The sequence below is a fragment of the Pseudovibrio sp. Ad46 genome, assembly GCF_001623065.1.
GTDB lineage: Bacteria > Pseudomonadota > Alphaproteobacteria > Rhizobiales > Stappiaceae > Pseudovibrio.
Genome location: NZ_LMCG01000082.1, coordinates 32,698 through 55,358, shown reverse-complemented (window position 1 = coordinate 55,358; position 22,661 = coordinate 32,698). Strand labels below are relative to the sequence as shown.

The 22,661-nt window shown below is 50.3% G+C and carries 22 protein-coding genes and 1 tRNA gene; 14 read left to right on the top strand and 9 right to left on the bottom strand.

Features of this window, described 5'->3' with window-relative positions; all coding sequences use genetic code 11:
• Nucleotides 1-185: 185 nt before the first annotated feature.
• From PsAD46_RS26050 to PsAD46_RS26035, 4 genes are all read left to right on the top strand, one after another.
• A complete protein-coding gene (locus PsAD46_RS26050; protein ID WP_008551455.1) occupies nucleotides 186-542 on the top strand; it encodes a response regulator in 357 nt (118 codons plus the stop codon).
• Nucleotides 543-675: 133 nt separating this feature from the next.
• Nucleotides 676-750: transfer RNA gene (locus PsAD46_RS26045), tRNA-Val, on the top strand.
• A 191-nt stretch (nucleotides 751-941) separates the two neighbouring features.
• Nucleotides 942-1,067 (top strand): type B 50S ribosomal protein L36, encoded by a 126-nt coding sequence (gene ykgO, locus PsAD46_RS26040; protein WP_054662728.1) that lies wholly within the window; start codon nucleotides 942-944, stop codon nucleotides 1,065-1,067.
• A gap of 90 nt (nucleotides 1,068-1,157) precedes the next feature.
• Entirely contained in the window at nucleotides 1,158-2,012 is an 855-nt protein-coding gene (locus tag PsAD46_RS26035; RefSeq protein ID WP_208982045.1) for a hypothetical protein, read from the top strand.
• A gap of 21 nt (nucleotides 2,013-2,033) precedes the next feature.
• Here the strand turns inward: PsAD46_RS26035 and PsAD46_RS26030 are convergent, their stop codons facing one another.
• A complete protein-coding gene (locus PsAD46_RS26030; protein ID WP_057461810.1) occupies nucleotides 2,034-2,573 on the bottom strand; it encodes a TetR/AcrR family transcriptional regulator in 540 nt (179 codons plus the stop codon).
• Between the two features lie 80 nt (nucleotides 2,574-2,653).
• On the opposite strand from PsAD46_RS26030, the gene PsAD46_RS26025 reads away from it, so the two are divergent.
• Entirely contained in the window at nucleotides 2,654-3,589 is a 936-nt protein-coding gene (locus PsAD46_RS26025; protein ID WP_208982044.1) for an oxidoreductase, read from the top strand.
• A gap of 123 nt (nucleotides 3,590-3,712) precedes the next feature.
• Here PsAD46_RS26025 and pyk read toward each other — a convergent pair whose 3' ends face one another.
• Together pyk and PsAD46_RS26015 are read right to left on the bottom strand one after the other, a co-directional pair.
• Nucleotides 3,713-5,143, bottom strand: coding sequence for a pyruvate kinase (pyk, locus tag PsAD46_RS26020; RefSeq protein WP_057462049.1), 1,431 nt, complete (start codon nucleotides 5,141-5,143; stop codon nucleotides 3,713-3,715).
• Nucleotides 5,140-5,634: a DUF1036 domain-containing protein gene (locus tag PsAD46_RS26015; protein ID WP_057462048.1), complete on the bottom strand. Its 495-nt coding sequence runs from the start codon at nucleotides 5,632-5,634 to the stop codon at nucleotides 5,140-5,142. The genes pyk and PsAD46_RS26015 overlap by 4 nt, the downstream gene beginning before the upstream one ends.
• A 993-nt stretch (nucleotides 5,635-6,627) precedes the next feature.
• On the opposite strand from PsAD46_RS26015, the gene PsAD46_RS26010 reads away from it, so the two are divergent.
• Nucleotides 6,628-6,894, top strand: coding sequence for a DUF2312 domain-containing protein (locus PsAD46_RS26010; RefSeq protein WP_057462047.1), 267 nt, complete (start codon nucleotides 6,628-6,630; stop codon nucleotides 6,892-6,894).
• Between the two features lie 238 nt (nucleotides 6,895-7,132).
• On the opposite strand, the gene PsAD46_RS26005 is transcribed toward PsAD46_RS26010, so the two are convergent.
• The 3 genes from PsAD46_RS26005 to PsAD46_RS25995 form a co-directional block, all read right to left on the bottom strand.
• The gene (locus PsAD46_RS26005) at nucleotides 7,133-8,824 is read right to left on the bottom strand and encodes a DUF882 domain-containing protein (RefSeq protein ID WP_063308206.1); all 1,692 of its coding nucleotides are present in this window, start codon (nucleotides 8,822-8,824) and stop codon (nucleotides 7,133-7,135) included.
• A 243-nt stretch (nucleotides 8,825-9,067) separates the two neighbouring features.
• Nucleotides 9,068-10,720 (bottom strand): L,D-transpeptidase family protein, encoded by a 1,653-nt coding sequence (locus PsAD46_RS26000; protein ID WP_208982043.1) that lies wholly within the window; start codon nucleotides 10,718-10,720, stop codon nucleotides 9,068-9,070.
• Nucleotides 10,721-11,006: 286 nt separating this feature from the next.
• The gene (locus PsAD46_RS25995; protein ID WP_063290266.1) at nucleotides 11,007-12,563 is read right to left on the bottom strand and encodes a sigma-54 dependent transcriptional regulator; all 1,557 of its coding nucleotides are present in this window, start codon (nucleotides 12,561-12,563) and stop codon (nucleotides 11,007-11,009) included.
• Nucleotides 12,564-12,791: 228 nt separating this feature from the next.
• Between PsAD46_RS25995 and PsAD46_RS25990 the strand changes: the two genes are divergently transcribed.
• Complete coding sequence (locus PsAD46_RS25990; RefSeq protein WP_063308204.1) at nucleotides 12,792-14,639, top strand: M3 family oligoendopeptidase; 1,848 nt, start codon at nucleotides 12,792-12,794, stop codon at nucleotides 14,637-14,639.
• Between the two features lie 121 nt (nucleotides 14,640-14,760).
• Complete coding sequence (locus PsAD46_RS25985) at nucleotides 14,761-15,441, top strand: hypothetical protein (RefSeq protein WP_153040819.1); 681 nt, start codon at nucleotides 14,761-14,763, stop codon at nucleotides 15,439-15,441.
• Nucleotides 15,442-15,645: 204 nt separating this feature from the next.
• On the opposite strand, the gene PsAD46_RS25975 is transcribed toward PsAD46_RS25985, so the two are convergent.
• Nucleotides 15,646-16,101: a PaaI family thioesterase gene (locus PsAD46_RS25975; protein WP_063291057.1), complete on the bottom strand. Its 456-nt coding sequence runs from the start codon at nucleotides 16,099-16,101 to the stop codon at nucleotides 15,646-15,648.
• 367 nt (nucleotides 16,102-16,468) lie between these two features.
• Nucleotides 16,469-16,846 (bottom strand): VOC family protein, encoded by a 378-nt coding sequence (locus tag PsAD46_RS25970; RefSeq protein WP_063291056.1) that lies wholly within the window; start codon nucleotides 16,844-16,846, stop codon nucleotides 16,469-16,471.
• A gap of 333 nt (nucleotides 16,847-17,179) precedes the next feature.
• Here PsAD46_RS25970 and purB point away from each other — a divergent pair, with 333 nt between their 5' ends.
• The 5 genes from purB to PsAD46_RS25945 are packed head-to-tail and all read left to right on the top strand — an operon-like array spanning nucleotide 17,180 to nucleotide 21,259.
• Entirely contained in the window at nucleotides 17,180-18,508 is a 1,329-nt protein-coding gene (gene purB, locus PsAD46_RS25965; RefSeq protein ID WP_057462039.1) for an adenylosuccinate lyase, read from the top strand.
• A 29-nt stretch (nucleotides 18,509-18,537) separates the two neighbouring features.
• Nucleotides 18,538-18,897: a VOC family protein gene (locus PsAD46_RS25960; RefSeq protein WP_063290260.1), complete on the top strand. Its 360-nt coding sequence runs from the start codon at nucleotides 18,538-18,540 to the stop codon at nucleotides 18,895-18,897.
• A 54-nt stretch (nucleotides 18,898-18,951) separates the two neighbouring features.
• Nucleotides 18,952-19,752 carry a metallophosphoesterase family protein gene (locus PsAD46_RS25955; protein ID WP_063308203.1) on the top strand — a complete coding sequence of 267 codons (801 nt, stop codon included), beginning with the start codon at nucleotides 18,952-18,954 and terminating at the stop codon, nucleotides 19,750-19,752.
• Nucleotides 19,739-20,290, top strand: coding sequence for an alpha/beta hydrolase (locus tag PsAD46_RS25950; RefSeq protein WP_063290258.1), 552 nt, complete (start codon nucleotides 19,739-19,741; stop codon nucleotides 20,288-20,290). The genes PsAD46_RS25955 and PsAD46_RS25950 overlap by 14 nt, the downstream gene beginning before the upstream one ends.
• Nucleotides 20,291-20,350: 60 nt before the next feature.
• Entirely contained in the window at nucleotides 20,351-21,259 is a 909-nt protein-coding gene (locus PsAD46_RS25945) for a DUF3445 domain-containing protein (RefSeq protein ID WP_063308202.1), read from the top strand.
• Here PsAD46_RS25945 and PsAD46_RS25940 read toward each other — a convergent pair.
• The gene (locus PsAD46_RS25940; protein ID WP_063291053.1) at nucleotides 21,256-22,074 is read right to left on the bottom strand and encodes a helix-turn-helix domain-containing protein; all 819 of its coding nucleotides are present in this window, start codon (nucleotides 22,072-22,074) and stop codon (nucleotides 21,256-21,258) included. The genes PsAD46_RS25945 and PsAD46_RS25940 overlap by 4 nt on opposite strands.
• An 89-nt stretch (nucleotides 22,075-22,163) precedes the next feature.
• On the opposite strand from PsAD46_RS25940, the gene PsAD46_RS25935 reads away from it, so the two are divergent.
• Nucleotides 22,164-22,577, top strand: coding sequence for a DUF3224 domain-containing protein (locus tag PsAD46_RS25935; protein WP_063291052.1), 414 nt, complete (start codon nucleotides 22,164-22,166; stop codon nucleotides 22,575-22,577).
• The last annotated feature ends 84 nt before the right edge of the window (nucleotides 22,578-22,661 follow it).

The window sequence follows — 22,661 nt, the reverse complement described above, 5'->3', positions numbered from 1 at the left end:
CTGTTTCATTTGTCCCTATTGTTTTGACAGGTATTCCCGAGTAGTTTCCTGTTCCTAACAGCGTACAGTATTCGGAATCTGTCGGATTGCGAGGGGCGAGTGCGTCTGACATATTCTATTTATTTACGGGAGGGCTCTGAAAAGAGAACCCCGTCGCTGCACCTGGAGTTTTAAGGTTGTCGAACATGTCTCGAATTCTGCTCGCGGAAGACGATAATGACATGCGCCAGTTCTTGTCCAAGGCACTTGAGAAGGCTGGGCACACTGTTGTTTCCTTTGATAATGGAAAGAGCGCATACGAACGTATTTGCGAAGAGCCCTTTGCCCTATTGCTAACTGACATTGTGATGCCAGAGATGGATGGTATTGAGTTGGCTCGTAAAGCTACTCAACTTGATCCGGACCTGAAGGTTATGTTCATCACAGGATTTGCTGCTGTTGCGCTTAATCCTGATTCCAAGGCACCTCAGGATGCAAAGGTTCTTTCCAAGCCTTTTCACTTAAAAGATTTGGTACGCGAAGTGGAAAAAATGCTTGTTTAGTTAGTTTTGAGGGGTGAATGTGGAAAGAGATAGCAAATTTCCATTTTTGGACTTGCACGTTCCCAAAATTCCTCTTATACGCCTCTCCACCGCAGCGTTTAAGCGCTGACGGACGAGCTTCTTTGAAAGTTTCGGGCGTGTAGCTCAGCGGGAGAGCACTACGTTGACATCGTAGGGGTCACAAGTTCGATCCTTGTCACGCCCACCATTTTTCGTCGGTTAACATCCTTGATGTATATCCGGCGGAGCGGACCTCGATCTTGGTCCTGCGCCGCTTCGTAAGAATGCAGCGCGGCGAGATCAGAGGTTGTACTAATGAGGCGCTTAGCGCCTCTTTTCACTGGCGGATCGTGGTACTTCAGGATCCCTATAAAATTGACCCTAACCGGGGGTAGGATAATGAAGATTAAGAATTCTCTTAAGGCACTCATGGGCCGCCATCGTGATAACCAGATGGTACGCCGCAAGGGTCGTGTTTACATCATCAACAAAAAGAACCCACGCTTTAAAGCACGTCAGGGTTAAGTTTTCTGCGCTGATTTAAACTAAAACAGCGCGAAAAACCCTTGGTTCTAAGAGTTGCGAGCCGCATGGCAAAAGTGAGATGCTTTTGCCATGCGGTTTTTTTTGTTTGCTCGCCCAAACAGCTCCGTCACAGGGGCATCGACGTTTCTACAACTTCAGCTCTCCGGTTTCTCGGTAGGGGGTTCTTTTTCTCGACAATCTGACAGGTTGAGGCGTTGTGTTGGCGCTTGTGGTGCTGTCGCGCTTGCGTGTTTCCTGCTGCTTGTGGTGGGAGTGGAGCGTTTAGGTGCTTTTGAGCGTGTTGTGGCTGTTGTGGGTCCCGTAGAGGCTCAGGTCACTCGTGGGCTAAAGGGGCATTCTAAGCTCAATACCGGCCCTGAGGCTGCTCTTAATGGCCCTGCTGGCGGTCCTGCTCAGATAGGGCGGTCTGCACCTGGGCATGGTGTACCCGCTCACTACACGCGTGGGCAGCTTCTGGATGCCTTGTTCCTTGAACTGAGGGATGCGGATACATTGGGTAATGCGCAATCGATCTCACGGCGCATACATAGCCTCTTCATGCAGTCTGGGAGTCATACGCTTGATCTGCTTATGATGCGTTCTGCTAAAGCCATTGAGGGGAAAGAATACGGTTTAGCGCTTGATTTGCTGGATGCGGTTGTTCGTTTAGATCCCGGATATGTGGAAGGGTGGAACCGCCGGGCGACCGTATATTTCTTGAAAGAGGATCTGGGGCGTTCACTTGCTGACATTGAGCAAGTGCTTCGGATCGAGCCGCGCCATTATCCTGCGCTCTCAGGTTTTGCCATGATCCTTCGGAAAACTGGAAAGAACGATAAGGCACTTGAAGTGTTTCAGCATGTGCTGAGCATCTATCCGTTGCTGGAGAATGCTCAGGATGCTGTTAAAAGCTTACGTGAGGAGCTGTGGGGGCAGTATCACTAAGCTTTCAAAGACTACTGGTTCTTAGTCTAGTAGGCGGTTTACAGCTCTGGTGATGCCTGATTTATATTCTGCGTAGTTTGAGACCGTTAGAGAGAGCCCCTTGGCGAGGGTGTAGAGGATGAAGGCGTCGTCTTCTGCTTGCTCTTTGCTTCGGTTCTCATGCGTCTCCAGGATCACATCCGCAATTTTGAGCATGACCCGAGGCATGATGCCTTTACCAACGGCAGACATAACCTGCTCACCCATCTGAACCAGTTCAGCGCCATGGACAGAGTTTCTCATCAGATCGACATGCTGACCTATGATCGTGTCCAAAGCGCGTAGGATGCGAGATTTGGAGTCATTGGTCTTTTCTTCGAGAATATCCAGTGCCTGGAGCCCAACCTCTTCAGAATACTCCTCGATTATGGTCTGGAACAACTCTTCCTTACTTCCAAACTTTTTGTAGAGCGATTGGCGTGAGAGGCCGACCGCGCTTGCAACGTCACCGACTGAGGTCTTTCGGAAGCCATATTGAGCAAAAACGCCCAATGCCTTCTTTTTATCAAAGTTTGTTTTCATGTTTACCCAGTTGACAATTTTAGTAATTATTGTCAACTTTATTATGCGGCACGAACAGGTGCCGCGCAGTGGAGAATTTAATGAGCACAGTGAACAAGAGCAGCGCAGTATCCAACTGGACTGCGGATAAACTGCCTTCTCTTGAGGGTAAAACTTATATCATAACAGGCGGTAACTCCGGTATTGGCCTTGAAGCGGCAAGGATGCTTGCGAAAGCGAGTGGTGATGTTGTTATTGCCTGTCGGAATGCTGAAAAAGGTTCAGCTGCCCAGCAAGCGTTGCGAACTCAGGCGAAAGGAAGAGTAGATCTGGTCCAGCTGGACTTGAGCGATCTCTCGTCTGTTCGCCATGCAGCGGAAATCGTCGCTTCACGATACACCAAGATTGATGCTCTCATCAATAACGCTGGTATTATGCAGACACCGGAGTTGAAGAGTGTTGATGGGTATGAGTTGCAGTTTGCGACCAACCATCTGGGGCACTTTCTATGGTCAGGCTTGCTCAAACCTAATGTTGAAGCTGCAAAGGGTAGATTTGTTGTGGTTGCCAGCCTTGTGCACAAAATGGGGAAGATCAACTTTAACGACCTGATGATGCGTGAAAATTATGCGCCTATGAAAGCCTACTCGCAAAGTAAGCTGGCCACTTTGATGTTTGGACTGGAGCTTCAGCGACGTCTGTCGGATGCGGGGAGTGCTTCGTTTGTAGCTATGGGGCATCCAGGTTATTCAGCCACTAATTTGCAGAGTACAGGTCCGACAGGTTGGATGAGCATGGCGTACAAGTGGATGAATAGCATGTTCGCGCAGTCTGCTGAGCGAGGTGCATTGCCAACGGTGCTTGCTGCGGCTGGAGTGGAAGTTGAGCCGAATGGCTACTATGGCCCAACAAAGCGCATGGAGACTGTTGGACCGGTTGGAAAAGCGCAGATCGCTAGCCATGCGCTGAACCCAGAGGTTGCTCGTCGTCTTTGGAGTGAGAGTGAATGGCTCACAGACTTCAAATGGGCGTTTTAAAGCAAGGCTGTGTTTTGTGAAGTTCGTTGCGTTGGAGCAAGCTCATTTAATCGATTGAAAGAAAAAAGCCTGTGATACGAAATCACGGGCTTTTTATTGCTTTAAGATGTGTTCTTTGACGACTTAAGCGTCTTTGGAACCCACGAATGCGATACGCAGCATGTTTGTGGAACCCGGGGTGCCGAATGGAACACCAGCGGAAACCAGAACGCGCTGACCTGGCTTTGCAAAACCTTCAGTGTTTGCAAGGCAGCATGCGCGATCGATGAGATCTTCCTCAGTCGCAGCATCCTGATTGGCAACACAGTGCAGACCCCAACCGATGGTCAGGCGGCGAACCGTGGAGATTTCAGGAGAGAACGCAATGATTGGTGTTGCAGGACGCTCGCGGGATGCGCGCAGTGCTGTGCCACCAGATGCGGTGTAGGAAATAATCGCTGCCAGATCCAGAGTTTCAGCGACCTGGTGAGCTGCAGCAGTGATTGCGTCAGCGCCGGTTGCTTCTGGTTCTGTACGTTGAGCGTGGATGATGGAACGGTAGTTCTCGTCCTGCTCAACCTCCACGGCGATTTTGTCCATGGTTGTAACGGCTTCCGTCGGGAAGTCACCTGCAGCTGATTCAGCGGAAAGCATCACTGCGTCCGCACCTTCAAACACTGCATTTGCCACGTCAGAAACTTCTGCGCGGGTTGGCACCGGAGACGTGATCATGCTTTCAAGCATCTGCGTTGCAACAACAACTGGCTTACCAGCTTTGCGGCATGCGCGGATCATACGCTTCTGAAGGCCTGGAACCTGCTCAAGTGGCATTTCAACGCCAAGGTCACCACGGGCAACCATGATTGCATCGGACAGCTCGATGATCTCAGAGAGACGATCAATTGCCTGAGGCTTCTCGATTTTTGCCAGAACGCCAACGCGGCCCTGAGTGGTGTTGCGAACTTCGATGAGGTCTTCTGGGCGCTGTACGAAGGACAGTGCGACCCAGTCAACTTTTGCATCGAGAGCTGCAAGAAGATCTGCGCGGTCTTTTTCGGTCAATGCACCAACAGGGATCTCTGTATCTGGAACAGAAACGCCTTTACGGTTGGAGATCTTACCGCCCACTTCAACAGTGGTCACGCAGCGCTGTGGAGACGCTTCAGTTACACGCAGGCAAACTTTGCCATCATCTACAAGAAGGCGGTGGCCAACTTCGAGGCTGCCAAGAATTTCTGGGTGTGGGAGGTATACGCGGGATGCGTCACCTGGAGCGTCGTTTGCGTCTACAACAAAGGTTGCGCCATTTTCTAGAACTGGCTTTGCGTCATCTGCGAAAGTGCCAACGCGCAGTTTAGGACCCTGCAAGTCAGCGAGAATGCCGATTGGACGGCCTACTTCTGCTTCTACTTCGCGGATGCGACCAACCAAATTGTTGAGAACTTCGTGGGAGGAATGGCTCATGTTGATGCGGAAAACATCTGCACCTGCAAGCCATAGCTTTTTGATTGCTTCTTTTTCGGAAGACGCCGGGCCGAGAGTTGCTAGAATTTTGACCCGTCTATTACGCTTCATCGTCCACCTGTTCCTTGCTCTACCGGCTCCGTCAGCTGGACCGTCCAGCTGCTTTGCTCGCCTGTATCTATTTCAAAGAAACCTGTTCGCTCATAACCGCGAGCGACACAGTCTTCTATACCGCGAATGGTGAACTTTTTTTGACGTACACACATATACGCCTTGCCATCCCATTCGCCATTTTGATCCGTTTGTACTGCGTACAAGTAATAGTAGCGTGACGCCAAATCCCCGGACACCAGTGTGTCGCAGGTGTTTTTGTCGATGGTCCACCATCCTTCGGTGATCCAATCGGCGCCATCGCGGTAGCCTATTGCGATGTTAACTGTGCTTTCGGTCTTATTGCATGCACGAAAGTCCGCTTTAGCAGAGGGGATCTGCTGAAAGCTCAGAACTCCAAAAGCAACACAGGCAAGAGCCAGTGAATTTTTCCGAAAACGGTTTATTACAGCAGATGCGAAGTCGTTTCTGGATGTTCTCATAACAGTCATATGTACAGCTACAAACGGCAGTTTAATGCGTTCAGTTGATGCCCTTGTCAACGTGGTTCAGCCCATGGCCGACGTGATTTCGAGCACGACTAAAGGGTAATACAGGTTGTTCTGAGTAAAGAACGTTGCCCCAGCTCACCATTGACCATGCAAAAACGGCAGGATGATGAATTGGCTTAAACCCGACATGTCATGCTTTGGTTGCGCCACCCTTACTCTGGATGAGTGTGGACGACCCCCGTCAACATTTGAAATATGATCCAAAAGTCGGACCTTACCTCTAGGAATCTGAATATCTTTATTGGCCTGAGTTCTACATGGAATCAAGCGAAAAGCCAAAAAACAGTGTTACCTCCCACAGTTCCTCCCTTTTTTGGCTGTGATTTTTTGAAAGATAAGACAAAGAGATAAACATCATTTCGGACAATTGTCCGGTTTGGACCGCTCAATAATGAGCATCAGGAGATTAGCAAAACTCGTATTACGTAGCGGAGCCGAAAGTTGTTTCTTGATGCTGCGACACTTTGTCGGGTTTTGATTGAGGCAAATGTTCCGCTGAATGGAAATTTCGAATTTGTTATCTTAAATTTCCGAGTGAAGACTTTTAGTTAGTAGGCTGGTTCGCTGATATATTTAGCTGGCGAATTTGTCGCGCAGATTTATCTTTGGACAATTGTGAGTATGTTTTGACTGCGGTATCAATGCGTACGTAGCGGCACTTATTTTTATGGCAACCTGTAAAGGCTACCTGACAATGAATGTCAGATAGAGAAAACAGGCCACAATGCTAAGGTGAATTTCCGTCAGGTGAGTGCCAATAGATTGTGCGGCAATTGAGGCAACTGTTTTATATTCCCATTGAAATTCAGTTCATCCCCCAGAACCTGTAAAGGTTGCTGAAAAGAGGTCGTGAACGGTTGACCCGTGTGCTCAGTTCTGGCAGCAAGACAACAAGGTTAATGGTGTTTCGCACGAACGTAAGGTGGATTTCATATGTCAGATGCCGGTGGTGTAGCAGCAGATCAGCTGCGCGCATTTATTGAACGTATTGAACGTCTTGAAGAAGAGAAAAAAGTTATCGCGGATGACATCAAGGATGTTTACGCGGAATCTAAGGGTAACGGCTTTGACGTGAAGGTGATGCGCAAAATCGTTTCTTTGCGTAAGCGTAAGCCGCATGAGCGTGAAGAAGAAGAGGCAATCCTCGATCTTTACCTGCATGCGCTCGGCATGGCTGGCCCAGTAATGGAAGACGCATAAGCGCTCCAACTGGTGAGAGCAACGCGTGTGTATGCGCGAGCTGCTTCTTAGCACGAGTTCTGAAAGAGGCTCCTTACTGCGGTGAGGGGCCTTTTTTGTGTTTGCGAGGGGGCGTAGTTGAGCAGTACCTGAACGGGCAGTGCTGATTGGCTTTGTTGATATAGGCTGAGCTAGCTGAGGACAGGAGAGTGCTTCCACGGCATTTTGATGCCGTGTTGACGAGCATTCATTACAACGTCTATCTGGAGGAGACTTTCATCTCGCCTGTGTAGATTGAGTCCAGCCATGCGATTGCTGATCCGCGGTTGATCCGTTTGCGAATTGAGCGATATGGCGTTTGGGTCAGAGCGTCCTTTAAAACCGTTGTTACAGGGCTCATCAGAACTACCAGTTGGTTCTGGTCTGGGTGCTGCATGGTGATGGTCCGACGGTTTCTTGCTGTCCATGTTGGATCAAGCATCAGCACTGCGTTTGGCTCTGGAGCTGAATGGAAACCTACCAACGGTGATCCGTAGGCCGGGGCCTTTGTCACAACAGTCTGTTGAGCTGGTTGTGATTTCGGAATTAAATCTGGCAGACGCTGCTCTGCAAAGAGTGCCTGTGCGGAGAGCGCAGTTTTTTTGTTGAACTTGCTCTTTGGTAGATCTGCAGTCGCGGTAGGAGAGGCGTAGGCAAGCTGTGCGCCTACAAGAGGACGCAGGCTATCAGGTGTTTGCTCGCCAGTTGCTGCAATGATCGCTGCAATGCCATCCTTCGGTGTTTCCACTTTTGGTGGAATGACTTGAGCCCGCTTTTGAGCTGCAGGGGTGGCCGCCGGCAAAGCGGCGACCTGAAGGATTTGTTGCGGTTTTATGCGCGGACGAGCGGAGGCAAACAGATTGAGATTCTGCTCCGTTGGTGCAGGCGTAGCCTCACTCTCATCCTGTGGCTTTGCATATGGTGTTGCTGAAGCCAAAACGGCAGGAGAAGCTGCTTCTGGAACCGGGCTTGCTGCTGGCTGAGTTGCCAGCAACGCCACTTTAGGCTGCGGAATAGCGTTGAACTCGGTTTCTACCCGGCGGCTTGGATCTGGCTCACGCACTTTTGGTGCTTTTGTTGCCGGAGTTGGTGCCGGTTTACTTCCTTCGTTGCTACCTGAATTGCTGAACAAGCGGGAGAAGAAGCTTCCACCACTGTTAGACGAGCTTGCCCGAGCACTTGCTTTAGATGATGACGTGGAACGACTGGCAACGCTGGTTGAGCGGCCTGAATCTTTCCGTTTTACAGCAGCAAGTGTCTGCTTGTAACGCGCCATAGGTTTTCCATCGGAAGGGACATGAATGGTGTCACCCTTTGGAAATACCTTTGCCAGTTGAGAGCGACTCATGCGTGGCCAGTGGCGCACAGAGCCGGTGTCCATGTGAACAAACGGCGTGTTTGAGCGTGGGTAGTAGCCAACGCCGCCAACATGCTGGCGCAAACCAAGCGCACGTAGTTTGGCTGTGCTTACACCGGGAATGAAGAAGTCCATTGCGCGGCCTCTGGTGTGCTGGCTGTTTTTAGCCACACCACTGGAGCGCTTACGGAGCATGTTGTTGGTTTTAGGCGACCGATAAGCTGAGACAACATGGATGTACTTGCTTGTGCCTGCTTTCTGGTACACTCCCCATATGAGGTCAAACAGTTCAGGATCCATTTTCGTTGGCTCTTTTTGGCGCCAATCCCGAAGGAAATTATTGAGCTTGCGAAGGCCTTCTTTGTCATAGCGGCCATTCCGCTTGAAGGTAATTTCCGCCCGCTCTTTCGTGTGGGTGAAGTACAGCTTGAGCGTGCGTGTGCTCGCACTGGCCGAAGCAATTGAGGTGAGGAAGAGCGCACAAAGAACCGCTGCGACCAGCATTGAAATGCCAGGCAGACGTTTACCAAAGTCCGAGCGCCCGAATGCAATCATGTCACGCAATTGAATCTCGCTTTCGCGTTATCGGCTAAAACCTTACCCCAGAGCCCCACCTCTTTATCTAGTGCGGACAAGGTTAATGAGCCTTTACTTTAGTTACAATTAACGCGAACTAGTGACTTCACGGCAACAATCCAAGTTTTTTGCCAGAAACCGCTATTTACATGCGACAAATGCGCGCGAATCCGCACGCATAAGTCGTCATATTACTGTGGATACATGTGGATAGTGACAATTTTAAAGATTCAGAGCGTCGATCGTCGCCTGGTTATGTCCGTAGATATCCGGACGTCTTTGCAGCTTTCCAGCTTCATCCACAAATGCGGTGAAGTAGGAGATATGCACGGGGATATCCCTTTGCAAATTCACCTGGGTCTGCTTCTTGCCGACAAGTGAGCGGATGTAATTACCCGTCATCGTGTTTTGCGTGGCCATCAAGGCGTCAGCAAACTCAAACGGGTTCTGCACGCGAACACAGCCGTGTGAGAAGGCGCGCTCAGACCGGTTGAACAGCGATTTGGACGGCGTGTCGTGCAAGTACACGTTGTGTTTGTTCGGGAACATGAACTTGATTTTGCCAAGCGCGTTGCCGCGTCCCGGACGCTGACGGATGCGGATCTGCTTGAAGGTCACGGCATCCCAGTTCACACGGCGAGGATCAACGATCTTGCCGCCATACACGATCTCGTAGTTGCCCTTTTGCAGGTAGCTTTGTGGGTTGCTTGCGCGCAGTTCCGGCAAAAGTTCTTTTGATGCGATGGAATATGGGACGTTCCAGTATGGATTTACGATCACATGCTGCATCTTGTCTGAAAAGACCGGTGTTTTGTTGGAGCGTTTTCCAACAACGACGCGGGTTTCATAAAGAACAAAGCCATCCATGTTCAAACGAACCATGAACTCTGGAATATTCACGCGCAGATGGGTTTCGCCCAGCTCGCGCGGCATCCAGCGCCAGCGTTCCATGTTTGCAATAACGTCATTGATTGGGTCGCCACTGACGCGTCCATTGAGGGCAAGCAGTGTGCGTGGGCCAACCGCGCCATCTGGATGCAAGCCGTTTGCAGCCTGGAAGGCTTCAACGGCATAAGCCAGATCTTGCGTATAGACGTTCATCTGAGATTCCACTGTCGGAACACTCAGGCGTTCGCGAAGAACGGCAACGCGGGAGCTCTTTACTCCAACTTTCAGGACTTTGCCGGCTGGAATGACAACTTGCTTTTCAAGGCTGCCATTTTCAGTGTGTTCTCTTAGTTCGGCTAGCTGCTTTTTCAGCGCTTTGTATTCTGGATGCGGAGGGTTGAAGGCCGCAAGAGTTTTTGCCGGAGCAACCGAGTGCGCTATGGATGTCAGCGCTTCAATCGGGTCTGGTCTTTCCGGACGAAGGGTAATGTCCTCGGAAATCGCATAGGGGCTGACGCGGCCTGCCTGAGCATCCTCTGCGTATTTGAGGATCGAATGGGTCAGCTCAAGTTCTGCTTCCGCGATTTGCTCTGGGGTTGCTTTGCCATCTGCATTGAAGCCTGCTGCTGGCACCGGGTAGTCGGCGGCGTGCAGGCCTTCTTTATCGGCTGATTGCAGAGTTTCCATAACGGACAAAGCGCTGGTGGAGAGCTTGCCTTTCAGGATCCAGGCGGGCTGGAAGCTTCTGTTTTCGTAGAACAGTTTTGCAGCTGCTGCTTCGCGTTTTGCATGGAAGTTCTGGCGGCGGTGTTTTTTGCTAAGCGCCTGCTGAATTTCCTGCGCAACAGGATTTGACTTAGCGAGGTTTACTTGCTCGAGCTGCTCGTCAAAATTGTCAGGAATTGCGGCTTGCGCAGAATACATAGTTGACGAAAGCGCAATAACTGCCCCTGCGAGCAATGCTGATGTGCTCGTTCTACCAAACATTTATGACTACCCACCTGATAACTCTTTGATCTTTATAGGCACAAGAAGAGTGCCTCAAAAATTAAGAGTGTTGTTTTGCCCAAACTTATATTTATTACGCATATACACTAATGCGTTTTGAGATAGCACGACAGCGTGATGTTTTAAATTCAAGGATCAGTGATATGAACTTAAACCCACGGTTTTTTGTTAGTCGCTATGCTTTATCGATTTATTGAGATGCACGCGTGCCTGTGGCTTGCGTGAGACTTACCCATTCGCTTCTAACCATCCTGCAAACTGAGCTTTAGTGCGCAGTTTTGCTTTCCGGAGTTTCTTCCAGACCGTATTCCTTCAGCTTGCGATAAAGCGTTGAGCGCCCGATGCCCAAACGCTTGGCAACCTCGGTCATGCGGCCTCCGTAATGGGAGATCGCTGTCCGGATCATTTCCTCTTCAACACTGATGAGCGTACGCACGTGGCCTTCGCCATCGAGTGATCGCATATATCCAAAGGGAGGTTGCTCCGCGTCGAAGGCTGAAACGGCCTCGACCTGAAGAAATCGTTCGTCCTGCTGTTCCTCCCATTTACTCGCTACACTTAGGGATGAAGAATAGACGTCAGCTTGCGGTTCTTTGTTTCCGGCAGGCGGTGCTGCCACGTAACTCATTGGCGTATCAGTCGCTTGAGCTATTTGCGGGAAGTCATCGCATGTCAGGCTTGGACCATCGCACAGGACAACGGCGCGGAATACTGCGTTTTCAAGTTGGCGAATGTTGCCAGGCCAGTCATAACTCTTAAGCATATTGACTGTGTTAGATGTGATGCCCGTGACTTGAGGCTTGCTTTCTTCTGCAGCAAAACGCGCCAGGAAATGACGGGTAAGCTCAGGGATATCCTCACTACGATCTCGTAGGGGAGGGATCCAGATAGGGAAGACGTTGAGGCGATAATACAGATCTTCCCGGAACTTACCTTCTTTCACCTGATCGATCAGACGTCGGTTTGTTGCTGAGATCAGGCGGAAATCGACTTTTATCGGCTTACGTGCGCCAACTGGGTCAACTTCCCCTTCTTGCAGCGCGCGCAGGAGTTTTACCTGCACTTCCAGTGGGAGCTCGCCGACTTCGTCTAAGAAGAGGGTCCCGCCGCTGGCTTCCTGAAACTTGCCCATGTGTTTATCAACAGCGCCGGTGAATGCACCTTTCTCGTGACCGAAGAGAATGGATTCCACCAGGTGGTCTGGAATAGCGCCGCAGTTTACGGTGACAAACGGCTTGGACCGACGCTCGCTGGAACCTTGAATAGCGCGCGCAATCAGCTCTTTACCAACACCAGACTCACCTTCGATGAGGATTGGAATGTTGGAGGAGGCAGCTCTTTCGCCCAGTCGCAGGACACGATCCATCGGCTCAGACCGCGTGACGATATTATCAAAGGTGAGGGTGCCCTCTGTGTGTTTGCGGATGCGGGTGAGTTCACCTTCCAGCGTCGCAACTTTGAGAAGGTTGGTGATGGAGACCTGCAAGCGCTCAGGACGGCTTGGTTTTACAACGAAATCCTGTGCACCAGCGCGCATAGCTTCGATGACAGTTTCAATGCTGCCGTTGGCTGTTTGAACAATGACAGGGACTGCATTCTTTGCGTCGCGGGTTTCTTTCAGGACTTGAAAGCCATCAACTTCTGGCATCATCAGATCAAGGATAACCAGATCGATTTCTGATTGTGCGCTTCCTGTAAGGATTTCCAGCGCTTCGCGACCATCGACACAGCTTTTAGAACGGTACCCAAACCGCTTTACGGCTTCTTCCAGCAAGCGTCGTTGGACCGGATCGTCATCTACGATCAAAATGCGCTGTGCCATGGGAAATCCCTTCAAATCGATTGGGCAGTAATGCATAGTGTGCCAATTCAGGTCATCCTGCACCTAATTTGGTAAACAAATTGCCCACTTCATTTTGGGGATCTTGTTAAAAGACGCCATTGCATGTGTAAGGATTGGACGCATATTAAAACAGTGTACTGCAGAACTTGTTTTGCAGACCTCAGGTTTCTTTTCTGGCGCAATGCCATCCCATAATCGGACGCTCATATGACACTCAAGCACGTCACTCCATTTTCCATCACCTATCAAAGCGCTGATGCAGCCATGGCAGGCTCTGCCCTTGGTGAACTGCCGGAGTGGGACCTTTCAGTTTTTTACAGCTCTATTGATGATCCTGCGATTGATCAGGATATGGCGCGTGCGAAAGAACTGGCAGAGCAGTTTGAAGCAGACTGCAAAGGCAAGCTTGCTGAAATTGCAACACGTTCTGGCGATGAGCTCGCCGAAGTTGTGCGTCGTTATGAGGAACTTGAAGATCTGATGGGGCGTATCGGCTCTTTTGCCGGTCTGGCTTACACCAGCATCACAACAGATCCAGCTCGTCAGAAATTTTATGGCGATGTGCAGGAAAAGCTGACGACTGCGAGCCTTCACATGCTGTTCTTCTCGCTTGAGATGAACAAGATTGAAGACGAGGTTCTGGAAAAAGCGCTGAACTCTGAAAAACTGGCGTATTATCGCCCCTGGTTGGAAGACCTGCGCAAAGAACGCCCGCATGAACGCAGTGAGGAAATTGAGCAGCTGTTTCATGAGAAGCACGTGACCGGTGCTGCCGCCTGGAACCGGTTGTTTGATGAGACAATTTCTGGTTCTCGTTATGAGATTGATGGTGAGGAGCTTTCCATTGAGCAGACCTTGAACTTGCTGCAAGGACCTGACGGGGACATGCGCAAGAAGGCTGCTGAAGCGCTTGCGAAAACGTTCGGCAAAAATCTGAGCATCTTTACGCTGATCATGAACACGCTGGCGAAAGATAAAGATACTTACGACCGCTGGCATAACTTTGATGATATTGCTGACAGCCGCCACCTTGCCAACCGTGTTGAGCGTGAAGTTGTTGATGCGCTGGTTGATGCAGTCCGTGCTGCTTATCCGCGTTTGTCGCACCGTTATTATGCGATGAAAGCCAAGTGGCTTGGCGTTGAGAAAATGAACTTCTGGGATCGTAACGCCCCGTTGCCGCAAGCTGATACGCGCGATATTCCATGGGATGAAGCAAAAGGCACGGTTCTGGACGCTTATGCGAAATTCTCGCCGGAGCTTTCTGAAATTGCAGGGCAGTTCTTCAATAAAAACTGGATTGATGCTGCATCCCGTCCGGGTAAGTCACCTGGTGCGTTTTCTCATCCGACCGTGCCAAGCGCACACCCGTTTGTGCTGATCAACTATCAAGGCAAAATTCGCGATGTGATGACACTGGCGCATGAACTTGGACATGGTGTTCATCAGGTTCTTGCAGCGCCAAATGGTGCGCTGATGGCACCGACCCCGCTGACACTGGCTGAGACCGCTTCAGTGTTTGGTGAGATGCTGACCTTCAAGGATCTGCTCGCGAAGGCAGAGACACCTGAAAAGCGTCAGATCATGCTGGCTGCCAAAGTGGAAGACATGCTGAACACGGTTGTGCGCCAGATTGCGTTCTATACCTTTGAGCGTCAGTTGCATGAACTGCGTAAGGAAGGCGAGCTGACCGCTGAGCAGATCTCTGCGATCTGGATGGGTGTTCAGGAAGAAAGCCTCGGTGAAGCAATTGATCTGGAAGGTGGCTATGAGAACTTCTGGACTTACATTCCGCATTTCATCCATTCGCCGTTCTACGTTTACGCTTATGCCTTCGGTGATTGCCTAGTGAACTCGCTCTATGCGGTTTACGAAGAAGCCGAGGATGGCTTCCAGCAGAAGTATTTTGATCTGCTGAAAGCGGGCGGCACCAAGCACCACAGCGAACTGCTGGCGCCTTTCGGTCTGGACGCAACCGACCCTGCCTTCTGGCAGAAAGGTCTGGCTGTGATTGAGCGGTTCATTGATGAACTGGAAGAGATGGATAAGGCGTAAGGTCTATCTAGTTTGAATTAGGAGGCGGGGGCTTTGGCTCTCGCCTTTTTTGTTGTGTTTACGGAATACTAAAGTTTGGTTAGATTACGTTAAGTTACTAATGAAGTTGTGGTTGTTGATTATGAGATTTCTTCCTGTCTTTTCATTGCTGATGCTTCTTTTCGGTTGCGCGAACTTTGATCAAGCAATCCATAAAACACGAGAGTTCACGGCACCAGAAAATGCGTTTGACAAAAACTGGCCTGGTTACGGGTTTGTGATTTTTCCTCAAAAATATACAAATGCCGCTCTCTCTCGTCACCTCATGTTTTGCGAAGCTTTTCTCGCTGCGCTTGTCCCCTCGAGGCCTAATACCTCGGGAAGTGAAATCGTGTTGAGGTGGCCAGTAGATTCGAAAGCCGACGCAGCACGACTAAATCATGCGCGTTACTCTCCAAAATTATGTGAATTGGCTGTTGAACATTACGATTTATCTGTTGCTCAAGAAGTCATAAATTTAGTTCGCCAGCAATCTGGAAATGAAGATTTTGGTTTCGGTAAGGGGCCGTATTTGATCGCTTTTTCATCGATTATGCATTCAGGATCCTCGCGTTTGGGATTTGTACTCGATTTTTCTCGTGCCACGTTGCCAGATCATGCCAACCGGATGATGAGAGCATGGAAGAGAAGAATTGAACAGAATCCAAAACTCTGGAAAGATCGGACTATAGATATCGAAGTGCTTAAGCGGGAAATTGCATTTTTTGCAGATGCATTTGGTAGTGGCGTGCTTACAGTATTTGGAGTGAAGCTCAGTGCCTGAGATGATTAACAAATGGGGAGGAGCCGGAGTTGCTGGCTTTTTTGGTGGCTCGGCTATCGCGCTGTGGGTGGAGGTATCTACCACAGTTGGCTACATGGCAATCGTGGTAGTCTGTATATTAATCTTTAAAGTTGCATCTATGGCTTTCCATCTAGTCGCTAAGCCCAAGCGAGATGAATAGCCTTAGATTGGTTCGGTAACTCTCTACTGTTGAACGTCGGCTCTGCCGCGGATGGACATCATAGTGCCCGATAGCGTGGCGACCTTCTTTTCAGTGCCGTCCTTGATTGCGTAGGCGGTGGCGTTGACGAAGGTGATTGTGCGGCCTGGTTTCTCGACCTTTGCGCGGAATACAAAATACTCACCTGCAGCAGGGTTCATCAGATTGGTTTTGAGTTCGATAGTAAGTACAGCAGCATCTTCATCCATCAGAGAGAAAGCTGCGTATCCGGCTGCGCTGTCGAGGGCTGTGGTGACGATGCCAGCATGGAGGAAGCCGTGTTGCTGGGTAAAATCTTTGTTGTACGGCATGGTCAGCTCGACGATGCCGGGTTCTACTCTGGCAATCTCAATACCCAATGAGGCCATGGCTGGCTGGCGGGCAAAGCTGTCTCTTACTTTCTTCTCATAGCCTGCAAATCGAGGCGTAAACTCACTCATTTTATCTCCGAAAATGTCTATCTGAATATGTCAGGTGGCGATTATGCCAGTTCTTAATGCGTTATGTTCGAACCGCAGCGAAGCATAGGGAGAAGGCGAAGTTGCCCTTGCTTTGGGCAGAGAGAGTTCCATCGTCGCGGAGGAAGAATGTACTTTCGATGAAATGCGCTTGCCTGTCCGGGGTGTCGGACTCCAGGTAACAGGCTCTGGTATTGGCTAATTCACTTGAAGGCACAGTCACTCACAAACCTCACTGGATTATTGAGAGGAGTGTAGAGGGAACTGAGTAGCTTACTGAAGCTCAACGTTTGTCGGAGTTATAATATGACTTTGCTGGCTCTCTTGTTTGCTGCTGACCCTTTGCCCACTAGCGGTGTTGGTCTATTAGGATAGGGTTTCCATCCGGATCAATCACAGTAAAGCTTGCCGGACCAGATGTGGTCTCGTCTGCTTCTTGTCCGTGAACTTCAATGCCATCAGCTTTCAAGCGCTTTTGGAGTTCCCTCACATCGAGGAACTTATCGAGGGCTTGTGCTTCCTGATCCCATCCTGGATTGAAGGTGAGCATGTTCTTTTCAAACATTCCCTGAAACAGCCCAATGATTGTCTCGCCATTTTTCATGATCGCCCAGCCATCTGTACCATCACAACCGGGATCGCATGCGAAGCCGAGCTTTTGATAAAACGAGATTGATGCTTTGATGTCCTTAACCGTCAGGCTGATTGAAAATGCACCCAGCTGCATGTGACTTCCCCCTCAAGAACCACTTTGAAACGTCTTAGATGCTCAGCATAAGGAAAGTTTTGCAGAGCTCAAGTTGGTCATAAATTAGTATGCAACAGATGCCACCCAAGGGGGATTTCCATTCTGGATTTGATTGTGTTTCGTTGCAGACAAGTTGACTGAAGATTGCAGGTTCTTTTTTCGGGCGATGAAGAAATATTCATAGTGCGCATAGCAACGTTGAATTCTCTAAAAAACGCGTTTTTTCGGCATTGCCGGAGCTTTCTGGCATTGTTCTAGGGAGCCTGTCCTGCTACATCCTGCGACAGAATTGTAACGCATACGAGGACTGGCATGATCCCGCGCTATTCGCGTCCTGACATGGTCGCTATTTGGTCTCCTGAAACGAAATTCCGCATCTGGTTTGAGATTGAAGCTCATGCTTGTGATGCTCTGGCAGAGCTGGGTGTGATCCCAAAAGAATCTGCTGAGAAGATTTGGGAGAAGGGTGGTCCAGCTACCTTCGACATTGCGCGGATTGATGAGATCGAGCGTGAAACCAAGCACGATGTGATTGCGTTCCTGACGCATCTTGCTGAAATCGTTGGTCCGGAAGCACGCTTTGTGCACCAGGGCATGACCTCTTCTGACGTTCTGGACACTTGCTTCAACGTTCAGCTGGTTCGCGCTGCAGACCTTCTGCTGGCCGACATGGAAAAGCTGCTGGCTGCTTTGAAGCGCCGTGCTTATGAGCACAAAGACACCGTAACTATCGGCCGTTCCCACGGTATTCATGCTGAGCCAGTGACCTTTGGTCTGAAAATGGCGCAGGCGTATGCTGAGTTTGATCGCTGTAAGAAGCGTCTTGAACTGGCTCGTGAAGAGATCGCGACCTGCGCTATTTCCGGTGCAGTTGGCACATTTGCAAACATTGACCCGCGTGTTGAAGAGCATGTTGCTGAGAAGCTGGGCCTTGGTGCTGAGCCGGTGTCTACGCAGGTTGTTCCTCGTGACCGTCATGCCATGTTCTTCGCAGTTCTGGGTGTGATTGCGTCTTCCGTTGAGCGTCTGGCGACTGAAGTTCGTCATTTGCAGCGCACAGAAGTTCTGGAAGTTGAGGAGTTCTTCTCCAAAGGCCAGAAGGGTTCTTCTGCTATGCCGCATAAGCGGAACCCGGTGCTGACCGAGAACCTGACTGGTCTTGCTCGTATGGTTCGCTCTTACGCATTGCCAGCGATGGAGAACGTTGCACTGTGGCATGAGCGCGATATTTCGCACTCTTCCGTTGAACGTATGATCGGTCCTGATGCGACTGTTACGCTGGACTTTGCTTTGGCGCGCCTGACAAACGTTATGGAAAATCTGATGGTTTACCCAGAGCGTATGATGGGTAACATGGATCGCCTTGGTGGTCTGGTGCACTCGCAGCGCATTTTGCTGGCACTGACACAGGCTGGTGCGTCTCGTGAAGACAGCTATCGCCTTGTTCAGCGCAATGCGATGAAGGTCTGGGACAGCTACCAGGTTTCTGGCGATGCTAAGGTGGACTTCCTGACTGAATTGCTGGCGGATGAAGACGTTCGCAAGCATCTTTCTGAAGAGCAAATTCGTGAGCGCTTTGACCTTGGTTACCACACCAAGAATGTCGATGTGATCTTTAAGCGGGTCTTTGGCGAAGCCTAAGGCGCCCGTGCACAGCAGTGGAGGGGAAGATGAAGCTTTATGGTCTGCGGATTTTCGTGAGTGATATCGAAAAGGCCAGGGAGTTTTATGCCGAAACGCTCGGCCTTCCTCTTAACTGGGATATGCCAGAGCTTGGCGCGTTTGGTGCCAAGCTTGACAATGCAGAGCTCATTATCGAGCAAGCGCATAACGAGGAAGACCAAGAATACATTGGTCGTTTTCTCGGTGCATCTCTTCAGGTTGATGACATTGTTGATACTTATGAGCGCCTTTGTGAAAAAGGCGTTGCCTTTACCAACCCGCCTGAAAAGCAGGTGTGGGGCGGAGTTCTTGCACATTTTCATGATCCGTTTGGCAATGTTTTGACACTGCTGGGCGAACCTCGCTGACAACATGGTCTTTCTTGGTTTTAATGGCACTAATGCCGATCAGGAGTCATGACTATGAGAATTGCGGTTATTTCGGACATTCACGGTAACCTGCCTGCTCTGGAAGCTGTTCATCGCGACATCAAGCGGAAGTCACCGGATCTGGTGTTTAATCTGGGAGATTGTGTTTCGGGGCCGTTGTGGCCAGAGGAAACGGCTCAGTACCTCATTGCGGAAAACTGGCTGACTGTGCGCGGCAATCATGACCGACATTTGGTGGACCATGTCCAATCCAAAATGGGGCTAAGTGATGCACATGCTTATTCGCTGCTTTCTGACGAATCCAAAGCGTGGCTGAAACAACTGCCAACGCAAATGGAGCATATCGAGAATGTGTTCCTGTGCCATGGGACGCCGTCAGCTGATAATGTTTATCTCACCGAAGAACTTTGTGGGGACCACACCAAAATTGCATCACCGGAATACGTGTTAGAGCACGTTGGAAATGTGACGTCTCCATTGGTTGTTTGTGGGCACTCCCATATCCCTCGGGTCATCTGGTTGGAAACGACCGGACAAATCGTGATGAACGCAGGCAGTGTTGGGCTGCCAGCCTATGATGATGACAAGCCTCATGCACATACGATGGAAGTTGGAAGCCCCCATGCGCGGTATATGATTGTGACCCGGGTTGGGACGCGATGGTCCTTTGAAGAGCGGATGGTGAACTACGATTGGGACCATGCCAGTAGAAAAGCTGCGCGTAATCAACGTGGAGATTGGGCTGGCGCTTTGAAAACTGGGTATTTTCGTCCTATTAAGCTGCCAGACTTTTTAGCACGACCACGTATTGAGGAACCCTATGAAGATTTCTGAGGCGGACATTCTCATTGTCCCCGGCCTGCATGGCTCCGACGCAAACCACTGGCAAAGCCGTTGGGAAACCAAATTCTCCACTGGTCGGCGCGTTGAGCAGAGCAGTTGGAGCAAGCCAGACCTTGAGGAATGGGTGAATGCCGTTGTGAAAGCGGTCGAGGAAGCTACGCGTCCGGTGGTGCTTGTTGCACATTCCGCTGGTGTTGCTGCAGTGGTTCATGCTGCGCCTCGCATCAAGAATTGGGTGAAGGGTGCTTATCTGGTTGCGCCTGCAGATGTTGATGACAGCTCATGCGTGCCTGCTGAGTTGCATAGCTTTGGCCCGTTTCCAACCTCTCCGCTGCCGTTCCATGCCAAGGTTGTGGCGAGCCGCAATGATCCGTACTGCACTTATGAACGTGCTGAGCAGCTTGCCAAGCTCTGGAATGCACGTTTGCAAGATGCTGGTGAAAGTGGCCATATCAATTCTGAAAGCGGTCAGGGGCCGTGGCCAGAAGGCATCATCTCGTTTGCTCATTTCATGAAAGAGCTCGGGTAACTCGTATAGGTTGATGAACGCCCTCCTTCCGGTGCATGTTTTGTGCGGGGAGGGTGTTTTATGTCGCGATTTACTCACACACCTTATGATGGCTCTAAAAGGCCGTTTACCGTTGGGCTCGAGCCTCTTGATTTGAGAGAGTGGATTGAGCCTGATGAGTTTTTAGCTGCGCACCTTGATGAAAAAGAGCGGCTAATCGCTGACCCTAAAGCCTTCGTGTTTGCTGCAGAGGCGGATACAGAGGCAGCACAGCGCGAAGTGGCAGACCTCCTTGTTGCTCATCTGCCTGCCCAGTTCCCCAACATTTATGAGCTTCACTCCGATTACTCTCTTATCGTGAAGAATACAGGGAAGTGCGTTGATCTATCGTCCTGTTCCGAGGCGCCATTACTCGCGATTTCCCGCCTTGTGCAGGAAGATCTGGTGCTGATGCGCAAAGGTTATGACGGGTATAGGCTTGTCGCTGCGAGCTTGTGTTTTCCTTCCAGTTGGTCATTGGCGGAAAAGTTTGGCGGCTCTATGAGTGCGATCCATGAAGGGGTGCCGGATTTCAATGGGCACCGCATGGGGCTCATGGTTCTGCGGATCTTTGAACGGTTGGAGACGGATAAGCCAGTTTGGCGACTGAACTGGTCTCTGTATACGGACGCGGAGCTACACCATCCGGTTTCAGGTTTGTGCGATGAAGTTCTCTGTAAGCCTGATCTGGCATTTGAACAACTCTATGTGCGCGTCGAGAAGCAGACATTGAGGCGCCTGCCGGACAGTGGCGACATCCTCTTTACCATCAGGGTTCACCACGATCCTGTTCATAGCCTGCTAAAGCATCCGGATGGTGGTCAGCTGGCCCAAGGTTTAAAGACACAGTTGCTTGGTCTGACTGAAGAGCAGCTGGACTACAAAGGCATCAAAGCGCATGCATCAATTATCGCACAAGCGCTTGATATGGTTGCAGAAGAACGTGTTTAAACTGGTAGAGACTCTGGCAAGTAATGGCTTGGTGCGTGGCCTGTCAGTTTCTTGAAGGCGTTGCTGAAGTGGGATTGGTCGAAGTAGCCGAGGGAGTGGGCCAAGTCTGTTAGGTTGAGGTCTTGCCCGTTGTTGATAGCGTCAACTGCAGCCAGCATGCGGTAACGTTCAATCACCCATTTGGGATGAACGCCGATGTGGCTTTGGAAGAGGCGTTGGATTGTTCTTGGCTGGAAACCTGAGATCCTGGAGAGATCTTTCAGATTGCTGATTTCGTCAGTTGTCGCGATGGTATCGACGAGTGCGCGGGCATCCTTCGCTTTAGATGTCAGGGGATGCCTATGCGAAATCAGGAGGTTGTCCATCTGAACAGCGAATGCGGCTGGCTCATCTGCTGATTTTAGCTGTGAAACTAGTTTTTGTTCGGAAATGTTGAGAAACGGCTCGATGTTCTCGTAGGTGTTGAGGAGCGAAGAGGGGTTGTATCTGAAAAAATCTGCGAAAGCTCCTGGACGAAACTTCACGCCAAACACGCGGCCTTTCTGCTGCAAGGAATAATGGAATACGCCTGTGTTGGTGCCAAATACGCCTGTGGTCTGCAAGGTGTCGATGACAATGTGTTGGGATGGGTGGGGAAGATTAGCTTGCTTATAAGGAGGCTTATCTCGCAGGTCCCATGTGATCAGCCAATAGAATTCGATGGCATCTTGCAATGGTTCAGCTGGGGTGAGCCAGTCCAGATTGAAGTGCTGGAGACTGCGTTGCTGGTTTAGCAGTCCGCTGATTTGATTTGAGGTGTCATCCTGATTTGGCATAGGCGTAAAAGATAGCAGCTGTCGCGCTTTTACAAGCCCTTCTGATTTTGATGCAGTAGGTATTCCGCTCTGAATGCAAGGAGCTGAACATGGCAAAGATTAAATGCACCTACAAAGTTGAAGAATGGAAGGAAGAGACTACAAAAGAACTTTCCAAGACGAGCAAGGTCACGTCGGTTCGTGCTCATGGACCTGTCAGCGGAGAAATTGTTGGGCAGGTGAACATGTTTTACCTTCTGGCCTATGTAGCTGAAAAAGAAGGCAAATGCTCGGGGTACACACAGGTCTCAGGTCGATACAGTTCGCGTGAGGGCACGTTCTTCGTTGAGGAGAACGGGGTGTTTGATGCACAGACTGTTCGCTCTTCGATGACTGTGGTGCCCGGTTCCGGGACTGGGGAATTTGAAGGCGTTTCTGGTCGGGGGGAGTTTGTTACTTCTCATGGTAACGCTGTTGAGTGCAGGCTTGAGCTGGAGTTTGTGGAGAGTGTTGAGCAAGCCTGAGCAAAGATGTGATTAGGTAATCTCTAAAAATGCCCTTGGGTTCTCTGCGTTTTCTGCTAGGTTTTGCAGTGCACTATATATTGC